Source organism: Enterobacter sp. 301B (genome assembly GCF_003850715.1).
Taxonomy (GTDB): Bacteria; Pseudomonadota; Gammaproteobacteria; order Enterobacterales; family Enterobacteriaceae; genus Enterobacter; species Enterobacter intestinihominis.
In genome coordinates, this window is sequence record NZ_PQTC01000015.1 from 75,981 (window position 1) to 90,057 (window position 14,077).

A 14,077-nucleotide genomic window follows, 5' to 3' on the forward strand; every position below is an offset into this window, starting at 1 on the left:
CATGTATTACGGATTTGATATTGGCGGCACCAAGATTGCGCTCGGCGTGTTCGATAAAGACCTTAAGCTACAATGGGAAACCCGCGTGCCTACGCCGCGCGATAGCTACGATGAATTTTTAACCGCCATTGCCGCGCTGGTGGCGCAGGCGGATGAACGCTTTGGCGTCAAAGGCAGCGTCGGCATTGGTATACCGGGTATGCCCGAAACCGACGACGGCACGCTGTATGCCGCCAACGTTCCTGCTGCCAGCGGCAAACCGCTGCGTGCCGATCTTTCTGCTCTCCTTGAGCGCGACGTGCGCTTAGACAACGATGCCAACTGTTTTGCTCTCTCAGAGGCCTGGGACGACGAGTTTCGTCGCTATCCGTTGGTGATGGGGCTGATCCTCGGAACAGGCGTCGGTGGCGGGATTGTCATTAACGGTAAGCCCATTACCGGGCGCAGCTACATTACCGGAGAATTTGGTCATATCCGTCTGCCAGTGGATGCGCTGGACGTCGTTGGTCGTGATTTCCCGCTTACCCGCTGCGGCTGTGGTCAGCACGGCTGCATTGAGAGTTACCTTTCAGGGCGCGGGTTTGCATGGCTTTATGAACACTTCTATCATCAGAAACTTGAGGCCCCTCAAATCATTACGCTGTGGGAGCAGGGAGACGCGCAGGCGCGTGAGCACGTTGAGCGCTATCTTGATTTGCTGGCGGTGTGTCTGGGGAATATCCTGACCATCGTCGACCCGGATCTGCTGGTGATCGGGGGAGGGCTGTCAAATTTCTCTGCGATTACGGAACAGCTGTCCGGGCGTTTGCCCCGACATTTATTGCCGGTCGCCCGCGTGCCGCGCATTGAGCGTGCGCGACACGGGGACGCAGGAGGCATGCGCGGAGCCGCATTCCTTCATCTCACCGATTAGTTTACGAGGTTACTATGCTGTCGCGTCGCCAGGGTCGACTCAGCCGTTTTCGCAAAAATAAACGCCGCTTACGTGAACGCCTGCGTCAGCGGATCTTTTTCAGAGACAGGATGATGCCAGAAGCGATGGATAAACCCAGAGTGGTGGTGTTGACCGGGGCGGGGATCTCCGCCGAATCCGGTATTCAGACCTTCCGCGCGGCGGACGGGCTGTGGGAAGAACACCGAGTAGAAGATGTGGCGACGCCGGAAGGTTTCGCCCGCGATCCGGCGCTGGTTCAGGCGTTTTACAACGCCCGTCGTCGCCAGCTTCAGCAGTTGGAGATTGCGCCAAACGCGGCGCACCTGGCGCTGGCAAAGCTGGAGGAGGCGCTGGGGGATCGTTTTCTGCTGGTGACGCAAAACATCGACAATCTTCACGAAAGAGCCGGAAACCACAACATCATTCACATGCACGGCGAACTGCTCAAGGTGCGGTGCGCATGGAGTGGGCAGGTGCTGGAGTGGAAAGAGGACGTGCTGGACGAAGACCGCTGCCACTGCTGTCAGTTCCCTTCGCGTCTGCGTCCCCATGTGGTCTGGTTTGGCGAAATGCCGCTGGGAATGGATGAGATCTACAGCGCCCTGGCCATGGCGGACGTCTTTATCGCCATTGGTACCTCAGGACATGTCTATCCTGCGGCGGGGTTTGTTCACGAAGCGCGACTGCAAGGTGCCCATACGGTGGAGCTTAATCTGGAGCCAAGCCAGGTCGGGAGTGAGTTTGAAGAGAAGCATTACGGTCTGGCCAGCGAGGTGGTGCCAGCCTTTGTTGATAAACTCCTGAAGGGGCTGTAAGGGTAACGGGCGACCTTGCGTCGCCCGTTGTGCATTAACGGCCTGCTTTTAGCTTCTGATAATACTCTTCATACAGGCGGCTCGCGTCACCGACGTCGTTCTGCCATTCCCCTTTGCTGATGGTTTCAGCGTCCGGATAAAGCGATTTATCATTCGCCACTTCAGGACTTAACAGCTTCCGCGCGGCCAGGTTTGGTGTCGGGTAACCAATAGTTTCCGCCACCTGTTTTGCCACATCCGGGCGCAGCAGGAAGTTAATCAGCTTCAGGGCGCCATCGACGTTTTTCGCATTAGCCGGGATCGCGAGGCTGTCCATCCAGAAGATGCCGCCCTCTTTCGGCCAGACCACCTCCAGCGGCGTACCGGCCTGACGCGCCACAAACGCAGAGCCGTTCCAGACCATCCCCAGATTCACTTCACCTTCCATATACGGGTTAGCCGGGTTATCCGAGTTGAACGCCGCCACGTTTGGCATCAGCTTTTTCAGTTCGTTATACGCCGCTTCGATCTCTTTCGGATCGGTGGTGTTGCCGGAGTAGCCGAGTTTACGCAGCGCAATCTGGAACACTTCGCGCGCATCATCGGTTAACAGCAGGCTGCTTTTGTATTCCGGCTTCCACAGATCAGCCCAGGATGAAACCGTTTTTGGATCAACGGCATCGCTGTTGACGCCAATTGCCGTCGCGCCCCAGATGTACGGAATGGAATAATCGTTGTTCGGGTCGAATGGCTTGTTTAGCATCTCAGGATCGAGGTTTGAAAAATTGGTTAGCTTCGTTTTATCGATCTTCTGGATCATGCCTTCTTTGCGCATCTTGTCGACGAAATAGGTCGACGGCACCACCAGGTCATACGCGCCATCTTTATAGGTTTTGAGCTTGGCGTACATGGTTTCATTCGACTCGTAGGTCGAATAGATCACCTTGATGCCCGTCTCTTTGGTGAACTGCTCCAGCAGGCCCGGCGGCACATACTCGGTCCAGTTGTAGAAATAGAGCGTTTTGCTGTCATCAGCATGCGCGGCACCCATTCCGAGCACCAGTGCCGCAGCGGCAAGTATTTTTTTCATTTCTGTGTCCCCTGAGATTTTGTTTTATCACGAGCAATAACCTGGCTGGCAATCACCAGAACCAGCGATAACACCAACAGAATAGTCGCCAGCGCGTTCACTTCGGGTGAAACACCGACTTTCACCATTGAGTAGATCTTCAACGGCAGAATTTCGTAGCTCGGCCCGGTGACGAAGGAGGACACGACCACGTCGTCCATCGACAGGGTAAAGCTGAGCAGCCATCCGGCTGCCACGGCAGGCATCGCCAGCGGCAGGATGATTTTGCGCAGAATGGTCATCTCGCTGGCACCCAGATCTTTCGCCGCTTCCAGCATGCGTACGTCGAACCCTTTCAGTCGCGCGTAGACGGTTACCACCACAAACGGCAGGCAGAAGGTGATATGCGAAAACAGCAGCGACCAGAAACCGAGCTGGACGCCCAGCAGCATAAACAGCACCAGCAGTGAAATGGCCATCACGATGTCCGGGGACATCATCACCACAAACAGCATACCGCTGACGAACGGCTTACCGCGAAAACGGTAGCGGTACAGCGCCACGGCGGTCAGCGAGCCAATCAGCGTCGCGAAGGTGGCAGAGAATACCGCCATCGTCAGCGAGTGCTGAGCGGCCTGTAGCAGGCTGTCATTGTTCATCAGCAGGCCATACCATTTGGTGGTAAACCCTTGCCAGTTGATCCCGAAGCGTGAACTGTTAAAGGAGTTCACGATCAAAATGATTATCGGAATATAAAGATACGCATAAATGGCGGTCATAAAACCGCCGCGAAGCAGTCGACCGATCATTCCAGCTCCACCTTCTTATTCAGCAGGCGTGAGGCACGCCAGTAAACCAGCAGCATCAGCCCCATTACCACCGTCAGCGTAATGCTGGTGGCCGAGCCGAACGGCCAGTCGCGGATGTTCAGGAACTGGCTCTTGATCACGTTGCCGATCAGCAGGTTTTTCGCCCCGCCCATCAGGTCCGACACGTAGAACAGGCCCATCGCAGGCAACATGACCAGCAGACATCCGGCAATAATGCCCGGCATGGTCAGCGGGATAATGATGCGGATAAAGGTTTGCAGCTTGCTGGCCCCCAGGTCTCTCGCGGCTTCCAGAAGTGGTTTATCAAGCTTTTCAATGCTTGAGTAAAGCGGCATCACCATAAACGGCAGCAGGATATAGACCAGGCCGACGATCACCGCGCTCGGAGTGAACATAATGCGGATCGGCGTATCAATAACCCCAAGCCACAGCAGAAACTCGTTCAGATAACCTTTGGTGCTGAGGAAGATTTTCAGCCCGTAGATGCGGATCAACGAGTTGGTCCAGAATGGCACAATCAGTAAAAACAGCAGCAGCGGACGCACTTTTTGCGGCAGGCGAGCCAGGAACCACGCGAACGGATACCCCAGCACCAGACAGGCAACGGTGGCAATCAGCGCCATATTGAGCGAGTGCAGCAGCACGTCAAAGTAGAGCGGATCGAGCAGGCGTGCGTAGTTGTCCAGCGTAAAGACCATCGCGACGAAGTTCGCGTCGTCGCGGGTCAGGAAGCTGGTTACGATGATCATCAGGTTGGGAAGAAAGACAAACAACACAAGCCAACCGACGATCGTGGCAATCACCACATTCTGGAACTTACTTGTGTTCTTCATCAGCCAGTACAACCTCCCAGCTTTCTACCCAGTTGATGACCATCTTCTGATCCAGCGAGTGGTCGAAGTCCGGATCGTCCTCGTTGAAGAACTCACTAACCATCACCATTTTGCCGTTTTCCAGTTCCACAACGGACTCGAGGGTCATCCCTTTGTAGTTTCGTTCGCGAACGTAACCGATCAGACCTTCGGCGTCAGCCGTGTCGTGGATCTCATCGACGCGAAGATCTTCCGGGCGCAGCAGAACGTTGAGCCTTTGACCCTTTTCCACGGCAAAGTTTACCGTGATGTTGCATTCGCGGCCTTCCACGTTGGCGCGCACGCGCTGCTCGTCCAGACGCTCAATCACCGTGGCGTTGAAAATATTGATTTCGCCAATGAAGCTGGCGACGAACAGGTTTTTCGGCTCCTCGTAAATTTCACGCGGCGTGCCGTCCTGCTCAATCTTACCCTCACGCATCACCACGATACGGTCTGACATAGTCAGGGCTTCTTCCTGATCGTGAGTGACAAACACGAACGTGATGCCGAGCTTACGCTGAAGCGCTTTCAGCTCGTTCTGCATCTGCTTGCGCAGCTTGTAGTCCAGCGCGGAGAGGGATTCATCCAGCAGGAGCAGGCGTGGTTTGTTGACCACGGCGCGGGCAATAGCCACACGCTGCTGCTGACCACCAGAAAGTTGATGCGGCTTGCGCTGGGCGAATGCCTCCAGCTGCACCATGCGCAGGGCTTCGGTAACGCGCGGCGGGATCTCGCTGGCGGGTGTTTTTTGCATCCGCAGGCCAAACGCCACGTTCTCAAACACGGTCATGTGCGGGAACAGGGCATAGCTCTGAAAGACGGTATTGACGTGGCGATCTTCGGCAGGGACCTGGGTAATGTCCTGGTTCTCAAGATGGATATGGCCGTTATCGACGCTTTCCAGCCCGGCAATAAGGCGCAGGACGGTGGTTTTGCCGCAGCCGGAGGGGCCAAGCAGCGTGAGAAACTCACCGTCATTGATGGTCAGATTAAGATCGGAAATGACATCTTTGCCATCGAAACTTTTACGAATTCGTTCCAGTTGCACCAGCGGTGAAAGGGAACGGGGTTGTGTATTCAATTTTCGCGCTGTCCCATATAGACGCCTCAGGCAGCAGACTGAAGCGGGGTTTGTGTGTAACCACCTTGGTGACTCGTAATGAGGGCGGACATTCTACGGCAAACCCATTGAATCGCCAATCCTTCTCACTTATTCATAAGCTACATTTATTAACGCAGAACGATATAAACGTAAAAAGTTCTCGTTTGCGGGATAAAAGTGACCTGACGCAATATTTGCGTTTTGCTGCTTAATGATAATGTTGTCACAAAAAGTGAGGGTGACTGCATGGATAAACTACTTGAGCGTTTCTTACATTACGTTTCGCTGGATACCCAATCTAAGCCGGGGGTCCGACAGGTGCCAAGCACCGAAGGCCAGTGGAAGCTGCTAAATCTGCTGAAAGAGCAGCTGGAGGCCATGGGGCTGGTTGATGTCACGCTCAGTGAAAAAGGGACCGTGATGGGAACGCTGCCGGCCAACGTTGAGGGAGATATCCCGGCGATTGGCTTTATTTCTCATGTCGATACCTCACCTGATTTTAGCGGTAAACACGTTAATCCGCAGATTGTTGAAAACTACCGCGGCGGAGATATTGCGCTGGGCATTGGCGACGAAGTGCTGTCGCCGGTGATGTTCCCTGTACTGCATCAGCTGCTGGGGCAGACGTTAATCACCACCGACGGCAAAACCTTGCTGGGGGCCGATGACAAAGCGGGTATCGCCGAGATCATGACGGCGCTGGCGGTGCTGAAGGGCAAAAATATCCCACATGGCGATATCCGCGTGGCCTTCACGCCGGATGAAGAGGTAGGAAAAGGCGCGAAACATTTTGACGTCGAGGCGTTTAACGCTCAGTGGGCCTACACCGTCGACGGTGGCGGCGTGGGTGAACTTGAGTATGAAAACTTTAACGCGGCATCGGTGACGATCAAAATCGTCGGGAATAACGTGCACCCGGGCTCTGCGAAAGGGGTGATGGTGAATGCGCTGTCGCTGGCTGCGCGTATTCATGCGGAAGTTCCTGCCGAAGAGAGCCCGGAGATGACGGAAGGGTATGAGGGTTTTTATCATCTGACCAACATCAAGGGGAACGTGGACAGCGCGCAGATGCACTATATCGTCCGCGATTTTGACCGCAAAGCCTTTGAAGCGCGCAAGCGTAAGATGATGGAGATCGCGAAAAAGGTCGGCAAGGGGCTGCACCCGGATTGCTATATTGAGCTCATCATCGAAGACAGCTATTACAATATGCGCGAGAAGGTGATGGAGCATCCGCACATTCTTGATATCGCCCAACAGGCGATGCGCTATTGTGATATCGAGCCGGTGATGAAACCGATCCGTGGTGGAACCGATGGTTCGCAGCTGTCATTTATGGGCCTGCCGTGCCCGAACCTGTTTACCGGTGGATATAACTACCACGGCAAGCATGAGTTCGTGACGCTGGAAGGGATGGAAAAAGCGGTGCAGGTGATTGTGCGGATAGCAGAGTTAACCGCGAAGCGGTAATGTTTCATGCCGGGTGGCGGCTACGCCTTACCCGGCCTACATTTCGATCGTAGGCCCGGTAAGCGAAGCGCCACCGGGCAATGGGCAAGGAGTGCCAATGTCAAACTACCGCCGCCACTACATCCCCGGTGGGACCTGGTTTTTCACCGTCAATCTGCAAAACCGCCAGAGCGATTTACTTACCCGCCACATCGACAGCCTGCGTTCCGCTACCGCCACGGTTAAGCATGCGAAGCCCTTCACCAATAACGCCTGGGTTATCCTGCCTGAACATATGCACTGTATCTGGACCTTACCGGAAGGGGACAGTGACTTTTCAGCGCGCTGGCGCGACATCAAAAAAATGTTTAGCCGCAACATTGAGATGCGCCACGTCTGGCAGCCGCGTTTCTGGGAGCACACTATTCGCAATGAACAGGATTACCGGCGGCATATGGATTACGTCTACATCAATCCGCTGAAGCATGGCTATGTCGGGAAAGTCGTCGACTGGCCCTATTCAACGTTTCATCGGGACGTGCGGGAGGGGTTATATCCGACAGACTGGGCGGGTGAGATTGAGGATTTTGCGGCGGGGGAGCGGAAGTAAAAAAAGCCCGGTGGCGCATCGCTTACCGGGCCTGCGGGAACGGCTTTTGTAGGCCGGGTAAGGCGTAGCCGCCACCCGGCAAACATCATGACTCAGTCCTCAAAAAACCAGTACCCGCTGTTAACCAGCGCGGCCAGCATGGCGAGGAAGGAGGGATCGTCCAGCGCGTCGCCAAAGGTATCCGCAGACAGCACCATATGGCTGGCAATCGCTTCCAGTGCCGGACGGTGTGGAGAGTCCAGGCGCTCGCCGTTGACGAATACCTCTTCGCCAATGCGCAATACACGTAATCCGCCCAGACGAACCAGCTTATCGCCCTGCTGGAGGGCATCATAAATTTCATCTGCCTGATACGGCGGCTCTGGCGGTGCGACGTCCAGTTCGTGACGCGACTGGCTGATAAACTCGCCAAACCACTGTCTGAAGTGCTCCGGTTCGTTGATCAGATCCAGCATCATACCGCGCAGCTTATCCAGCTCCTCTGGCAGAATATCGGCCGGGTGCTCACGCGCCGGAACATCCGGATCGCTGTAACGATGGCTGCCCAGCTCGCGCTGTAAAACATAGTCAGCGAATCCGCTGATCATCTCGCGGCCGCTTGGCGCGCGGAAACCAACCGAATAGTTTAGCGAGTTTTCAAGGGAATAACCTTCATGCGGGAAGCCTGGCGGGATATACAGAATGTCGCCTGGCTCCAGCTCTTCATCAATGATCCCTTCAAACGGATCAACCTGAAGCAGATCCGGGTGCGGGCAGTGCTGCTTCATTGGCACTTTTTCGCCCACTCGCCAGCGACGGCGACCTGTACCCTGAATGATAAACACGTCGTACTGATCAAGATGCGGACCCACGCCGCCACCGGGAACAGAGAAGGAGATCATCAGATCGTCCATTCGCCAGTCTGGGAGGGCGCGGAAGGGACGCATCAAGGCTGCGGTGGGTTCGTGCCAGTTGTTGACCGCCTGCACCAGTAAAGACCAGTTGCTTTCGCCCAGGTGATCGTAGCTTTCAAAGGGACCGTGGCTGACCTGCCATTTCCCGTCCTGATGGCTCACCAGACGGCTGTCTACCTCGTTTTCCATCGCCAGACCAGCGAGTTCGTCAGGAGAAATAGGGTCGATAAAATTGCTGATCCCGCGTTTAAGAACGACCGGGCGTTTTTGCCAGTAACGTTCAATAAATTCGGGCCAGTTAAGCGTTAATTGATAATCCATATTTTTGTATTCCGCAGGCTCTTACTGAGACGGATTATAACGGAAGCACCGACCCCTGGCTGCGAGATCCGCGTATTTTTCACATTTCGGGTTAACTATCGTTCAATACGGGCTGTTGGCGGCCAAAAATGACTTCCATACGGGCACCGCCCAGCAGACTTTCGCCGGTTTCAATCTTGCCCTCGTACTGATCGACAATTTCCCGGGCGACGGATAATCCGACACCCTGGCCCGGGCGCAGCGTATCGGCGCGCTGACCGCGATCGAATACCACTTCGCGTTTATTATGGGGAATGCCAGGACCATCATCCTCAACGATAATATGCAGTTCGTTATCCGTTACGCGCGCGGACACCTCGACAAACTCCAGACAATATTTGCAGGCGTTATCGAGCAGATTACCCATCACTTCCATAAAGTCATTCTTCTCGCCAACAAAGCTTATTTCCGGTGAGATATCCAGACTGATGTTTACCCCTTTACGCTGGTAAACCTTGTTCAGCGCAGAGGTGAGGTTATCCAGCAGCGGGGCTACCGGGTGCAGTTCACGGCTCAATAAGGCGCTTCCGGAACGCATGCTCGCGCGGTGCAGATAATAACCAATCTGCTGTGAAATACGGCTGATTTGCTCCAGCATTACCGGCTCGGCGTCATCCACGCTCATTTTCGAACTGCGCATTGAACGCAGTGTACTTTGCATCACTGCCAGCGGGGTTTTCAGGCTGTGCGTAAGATCGGTGAGCGTCGTGCGATACTTGTCGTAACGTTCACGTTCGCTTTTCAGCAGGCGGTTGAGGTTGCGCACCAGGCTGGTCAGTTCGCGCGTAGTTTCAGGGTTAAGCTTCTCGCGGTGATGTTCCTCCAGCTCGCGCACCTCTTTGGCAAGGGATTCAATCGGGCGGAGGCTCCACCAAGCAGCAACCCACAGGAGAGGGATCACAAGCAGCAGGTTGGCAGCCAGAACGTACACGAACCAGTTCCAGACCATATACGAACGTTTTAGCTCAACCGGTATCGTATCGATCACTACAATGGTCAGCTGCGGCATGTTCAGAGTAGCGGGATACAGGTTGATGGCCACCGAGTGGGTCATCTCCGTGTCGTCATCTTCAGCGCGGATCTCATTGAGCTTGTTCTGTAACGCCCGATCGTCACGCAGCAGGATGCTGGTAGAGTTGAGGTCGGCTTCAATTTCGTGAAAACCATTGGTTTTAAGCCATTCCGGACGGATGCGCTTTTTCAGCCAGGGGACGTCGCGCTGCGCCCACAGCAATTTTCCTTTTTCATCGTAAATGAGTGCCAGCGTTGGGCTCTGCTGGTTCAGGTTTTCCGGCATCTCGACGGTGATTTGGTTGTTCTCCCATTTCGCCAGGGTATAGAACAGATTACTTTCGCCGCGAAGCAGGCGGAAGGTGGTTTTATCGAAGCTTACGCTGTACCCGACCAACGCCACCATTCCGTAAGAGAGGGACAGCACGAGCACGACGGCGGCGGTTGCCAGCAGAAAGCGAACCCGCAGTGAAAGGGGTAAAATGTGGCGCAAAATCCCTTTCATTTAGCGTAATTCGAACAGGTAGCCCTGACCACGCACGGTGGTAATCACGTCGTGCGGGTACTGTGCCTGAATTTTTTTGCGCAGGCGGCCCATCAGCACGTCAATGGTGTGGCTTTCGCGCAGTTCGGCATCCGGATAAAGCTGAAGCATCAGGGAATCTTTGCTCACCACTTTACCGTTGTTACGGATCAGCGTTTCCATGATGGTGTATTCGAATGCGGTCAGCTTGATTACTTCATCATTTATTGAAAATTCGCGGCGGGAGAGATCCACCTGGAACGGCGGCAGAGAGATCACCTGTGACGCCAGCCCGCTGTTGCGGCGCAGCAGCGCCTGCATACGCGCGGCGACTTCTTCAATATGGAAGGGTTTGGTCACGTAGTCATCTGCGCCTGCGCTCAACACTTCAACCTTGTCCTGCCAGCCTTCGCGAGCAGTCAGCACCAGTACCGGCAGGGAAACGTCATGGCTACGCCAGCGGCGGATAAGAGATAATCCGTCTTCATCCGGCAGCCCTAAATCGACAATGGCGATGTCCGGCAGGTGTTCATTGAGATAATAATCGGCCTCTTTTGCGTCTTCAGCATCGTCCACCTGATGACCCATCTCCTGAAGTTGAACTTTCAGGTGATGACGTAGCAATGCGTTATCCTCAACAACCAGTACGCGCATCATCATTTCTCCCTTTATAAATGGTATGAATAGTTTAACGCTGATTATCCAGGTTGACACCAGCGTTATGAAATTAAATGATTTTTTTCATGCTTCTGAAGACAGGTGGCATTACGCCAGGCATCTGATTATTAAGTATGTTGACCTGATCCTGTTTCATATCGCCCACCCACCTCACATATGCCTCATACGCCCCCAGAAGGCGCGGGTAATATAAACTGACTTGTTTTCGCACGCTTCCGCAATCCGGATAAAACATCCATCCGTTTATGAACGGTTGAAGGCGAGTCGCTTTTTTGACAGAACGGGCACGCCAGTTTTGTAAAGATTGCCCTTTTTTTTGTAAGGATGTTCTCACTATGTCTGTCTTTGTCTACGCTTATTTTATGGTGCGAAATTATATTTGCATAAGATGTGCCAGAAAATCAGCATTTTTACACAACAAAACAGCAATATAGCGAGTAAAGAGGATTCTATGGAATGGAAGGTTGTTGAGACTATTGCGAGCCCGGAAAGTGGAACCATCTTTTGCAAAGTTGAAACACAATATGGCCTGAATTATATCCTTTGGCTAAAAGGGGATTATTACGTTCGTGCCGGTGAAATCATCACCACCTCAAACCAGGGTATCCTGATTAACGATCGGCGGCGTAGGGTATGGATAGCGCAGGCAATGCCCTATACATCAATTGGCTGGATGGGGTTCAAACAGAAAAACGCGTGTCCAGGTAACCGGCAGGAGATGGATCGGCCATGCACGGTTGAGACCCCGTGCCAGTTCAGGCTGTGCCCGTTCGGCTTAAAACGATATATTCCGGAAAGTTATTCCACGGCGAAAAATAACCACCAGCCTGACAACAGGTTGTAATCCCGGCAGAGCCTGTAACGGGGTGTGAACGTCGACACGATGATGATAAGCAGCCCCCTTTCCGGGTGGAAAGGGGGAGGGTGATTACTTCAGCTCGTCAACCATAGTAATGGCGCGGCCAATATAGTTTGCCGGGGTCATCTCTTTCAGGCGCGCTTTTTCTTCTTCGGGCAGCGCCAGACCATCGATAAACTGTTTCATACCCTCAGCATCAACGCGTTTACCGCGGGTCAGCTCTTTGAGTTTCTCGTACGGTTTTTCGATGCCATAACGACGCATCACGGTCTGAATCGGCTCCGCCAGCACTTCCCAGTTGTGATCCAGCTCGTCCAGCAGACGGTCGCGGTTCACCTCCAGCTTGCTCACACCCTTCAGGGTGGACTGGTAGGCGATCAGCGCGTAGCCAATACCCACGCCCAGGTTACGCAGCACCGTGGAGTCAGTCAGGTCGCGCTGCCAGCGGGAGACCGGCAGCTTACTCGCCATATGCTGCAACACGGCATTCGCCAGGCCCAGGTTACCTTCGGAGTTTTCGAAGTCGATTGGGTTCACTTTGTGCGGCATGGTGGACGAACCGATTTCCCCGGCGATGGTCTTCTGCTTGAAGTGGTTCAGGGCGATGTAGCCCCAGACGTCACGATCGAAGTCGATCAGGATGGTGTTGAAGCGCGCAATGCAGTCAAACAGCTCAGCGATGTAGTCGTGCGGCTCAATCTGGGTGGTGTACGGGTTCCACTGGATCCCCAGAGACGTCACGAACTCTTCACTGAACTGGTGCCAGTCCACTTCCGGGTACGCCGCAATGTGGGCGTTGTAGTTACCCACCGCGCCGTTGATTTTGCCGAGGATCTCAATCTGCTCCAGCTGACGATACTGGCGTTCCATGCGGTACGCTACGTTCGCCATCTCTTTACCCATGGTGGATGGGGTTGCTGGCTGGCCATGAGTACGGGACAACAGCGGAATATCGCGGTACTCCACGGACAGCGCTTTCACCGCATCGATGATTTTACGCCAGTAAGGGAGTACCACCTCTTTGCGTGCAGTACAGAGCATCAGCGCGTGAGACAGGTTGTTAATATCTTCAGAGGTACAGGCGAAGTGAATAAATTCAGATACCGCGTGCAGCGCAGGGACGCTTGCCACTTTCTCTTTCAGGAAATATTCAACCGCTTTCACGTCGTGGTTGGTGGTGCGTTCGATGGTTTTAATACGCGCGGCATCTTCTTCGCTGAACTCAGCAACGATTTTATCAAGGTAATCGTTTGCCTTTGCGTCAAAAGCAGGAACTTCCTTGATTGCTGTCTGGGCGGCCAGCTTTTGCAGCCAGCGCACTTCAACCTGAACACGGAACTTCAGCAGGCCATATTCGCTGAAGATCCCGCGCAGCGCGCTGACTTTATCGCCGTAGCGTCCATCGACAGGGGATACGGCGGTCAGTGAGGATAATTCCATAATTCGCAACTCCGGGAGGTTAACAATGAGCAAGAATTTGTTTTGCCTGAGTCGTCAGGCGATGACGAGAAAACATGAGCTGTAGGCGGCCACCGCCGACCTGTTGCCACAGCACGGCGGCACGGATGCCTGCCAGCAGCGAAGCGCGTACCTTCGCCTGTACCTGTGGGCTTTGCAATACGGCAGGCGAACCGGTGACCTGAATACGCGGGCCGAGCGGGCTAATTACGTCGACGTAGATACCGGCCATCGCGCTCAGCAGGGTCTCAGACTGGAGGTCAAAGTGGTCGAGCTGGCGCTGTAGCCCGGCGATGCGATCGCCCAGGGTATTCATTGCGCCTTTCGCCGCGTTCAGCTTACGTTCCAGCACCATCAGGCTTAAGGTGTAGCGGGTCAGTTCCGCATTCAACCCCTGACGGTTACTGGCGTTGAGCACGCCGAGCAGGGTTTCAAGACCGAGACGAAGATTGGTTTCACTGCCGCCAAAGACGCCCAGCGTGGAGCCTGGGTTAAGATCGATAACGCTGTTGAGTGAAACGTGCAGGGCATCAGCGTCGCAATGACCCTGATGCGCCAGCTGTTGCACCAGACGGGCTGACTGGCAAATTCCCGCCAGCGCCAGGGTGATGTCGTAATAGTTCTTCGCCACACGGTCTCCTTTATGTGTGCAA

General features: G+C 54.4%; 14 protein-coding genes. 5 read left to right on the plus strand and 9 right to left on the minus strand.

Annotated elements, in window-relative coordinates:
* Position 1 precedes the first annotated feature (1 nt).
* Positions 2 to 913, plus strand: coding sequence for an N-acetylglucosamine kinase (gene nagK, locus C3451_RS16845; protein WP_045622612.1), 912 nt, complete (start codon positions 2 to 4; stop codon positions 911 to 913).
* Positions 914 to 927: 14 nt separating this feature from the next.
* On the plus strand, positions 928 to 1,749 hold the full coding sequence (cobB, locus tag C3451_RS16850) for a Sir2 family NAD+-dependent deacetylase (RefSeq protein ID WP_045622611.1): 822 nt from the start codon (positions 928 to 930) through the stop codon (positions 1,747 to 1,749).
* Between the two features lie 34 nt (positions 1,750 to 1,783).
* Here the strand turns inward: cobB and potD are convergent, their stop codons facing one another.
* From potD to potA, 4 genes are read right to left on the minus strand one after another with little or no spacing between them, the layout of a single operon-like run.
* Complete coding sequence (gene potD / locus C3451_RS16855; RefSeq protein WP_032624468.1) at positions 1,784 to 2,818, minus strand: spermidine/putrescine ABC transporter substrate-binding protein PotD; 1,035 nt, start codon at positions 2,816 to 2,818, stop codon at positions 1,784 to 1,786.
* Positions 2,815 to 3,606 carry a spermidine/putrescine ABC transporter permease PotC gene (gene potC, locus C3451_RS16860; RefSeq protein WP_015570805.1) on the minus strand — a complete coding sequence of 264 codons (792 nt, stop codon included), beginning with the start codon at positions 3,604 to 3,606 and terminating at the stop codon, positions 2,815 to 2,817. Before potC ends, potD begins: the two co-directional genes overlap by 4 nt.
* Complete coding sequence (gene potB / locus C3451_RS16865) at positions 3,603 to 4,460, minus strand: spermidine/putrescine ABC transporter permease PotB (RefSeq protein WP_022647763.1); 858 nt, start codon at positions 4,458 to 4,460, stop codon at positions 3,603 to 3,605. The genes potC and potB overlap by 4 nt, the downstream gene beginning before the upstream one ends.
* Positions 4,444 to 5,592, minus strand: a complete 1,149-nt coding sequence (gene potA / locus C3451_RS16870) for a spermidine/putrescine ABC transporter ATP-binding protein PotA (protein WP_163385517.1) — start codon at positions 5,590 to 5,592, stop codon at positions 4,444 to 4,446. Before potA ends, potB begins: the two co-directional genes overlap by 17 nt.
* A gap of 237 nt (positions 5,593 to 5,829) precedes the next feature.
* On the opposite strand from potA, the gene pepT reads away from it, so the two are divergent.
* Together pepT and C3451_RS16880 are read left to right on the plus strand one after the other, a co-directional pair.
* Positions 5,830 to 7,053, plus strand: a complete 1,224-nt coding sequence (gene pepT / locus C3451_RS16875; RefSeq protein WP_045622610.1) for a peptidase T — start codon at positions 5,830 to 5,832, stop codon at positions 7,051 to 7,053.
* Between the two features lie 97 nt (positions 7,054 to 7,150).
* Positions 7,151 to 7,642: a transposase gene (locus C3451_RS16880; RefSeq protein WP_045622609.1), complete on the plus strand. Its 492-nt coding sequence runs from the start codon at positions 7,151 to 7,153 to the stop codon at positions 7,640 to 7,642.
* Positions 7,643 to 7,734: 92 nt separating this feature from the next.
* Here the strand turns inward: C3451_RS16880 and C3451_RS16885 are convergent, their stop codons facing one another.
* The 3 genes from C3451_RS16885 to phoP all read right to left on the minus strand — a co-directional run bounded on the left by C3451_RS16885 (position 7,735) and on the right by phoP (position 11,083).
* Positions 7,735 to 8,856, minus strand: coding sequence for a cupin domain-containing protein (locus tag C3451_RS16885; RefSeq protein WP_022647767.1), 1,122 nt, complete (start codon positions 8,854 to 8,856; stop codon positions 7,735 to 7,737).
* 91 nt (positions 8,857 to 8,947) lie between these two features.
* Complete coding sequence (gene phoQ / locus C3451_RS16890; RefSeq protein WP_022647768.1) at positions 8,948 to 10,411, minus strand: two-component system sensor histidine kinase PhoQ; 1,464 nt, start codon at positions 10,409 to 10,411, stop codon at positions 8,948 to 8,950.
* Positions 10,412 to 11,083, minus strand: coding sequence for a two-component system response regulator PhoP (phoP, locus tag C3451_RS16895; RefSeq protein WP_026094318.1), 672 nt, complete (start codon positions 11,081 to 11,083; stop codon positions 10,412 to 10,414).
* A gap of 475 nt (positions 11,084 to 11,558) precedes the next feature.
* Here phoP and C3451_RS16905 point away from each other — a divergent pair, with 475 nt between their 5' ends.
* On the plus strand, positions 11,559 to 11,951 hold the full coding sequence (locus C3451_RS16905) for a hypothetical protein (protein WP_168929099.1): 393 nt from the start codon (positions 11,559 to 11,561) through the stop codon (positions 11,949 to 11,951).
* Positions 11,952 to 12,035: 84 nt separating this feature from the next.
* Here the strand turns inward: C3451_RS16905 and purB are convergent, their stop codons facing one another.
* Together purB and hflD are read right to left on the minus strand one after the other, a co-directional pair.
* Positions 12,036 to 13,406, minus strand: a complete 1,371-nt coding sequence (gene purB, locus C3451_RS16910) for an adenylosuccinate lyase (RefSeq protein WP_045623088.1) — start codon at positions 13,404 to 13,406, stop codon at positions 12,036 to 12,038.
* 19 nt (positions 13,407 to 13,425) lie between these two features.
* Entirely contained in the window at positions 13,426 to 14,055 is a 630-nt protein-coding gene (gene hflD, locus C3451_RS16915) for a high frequency lysogenization protein HflD (RefSeq protein ID WP_006809213.1), read from the minus strand.
* Positions 14,056 to 14,077 lie beyond the last annotated feature (22 nt).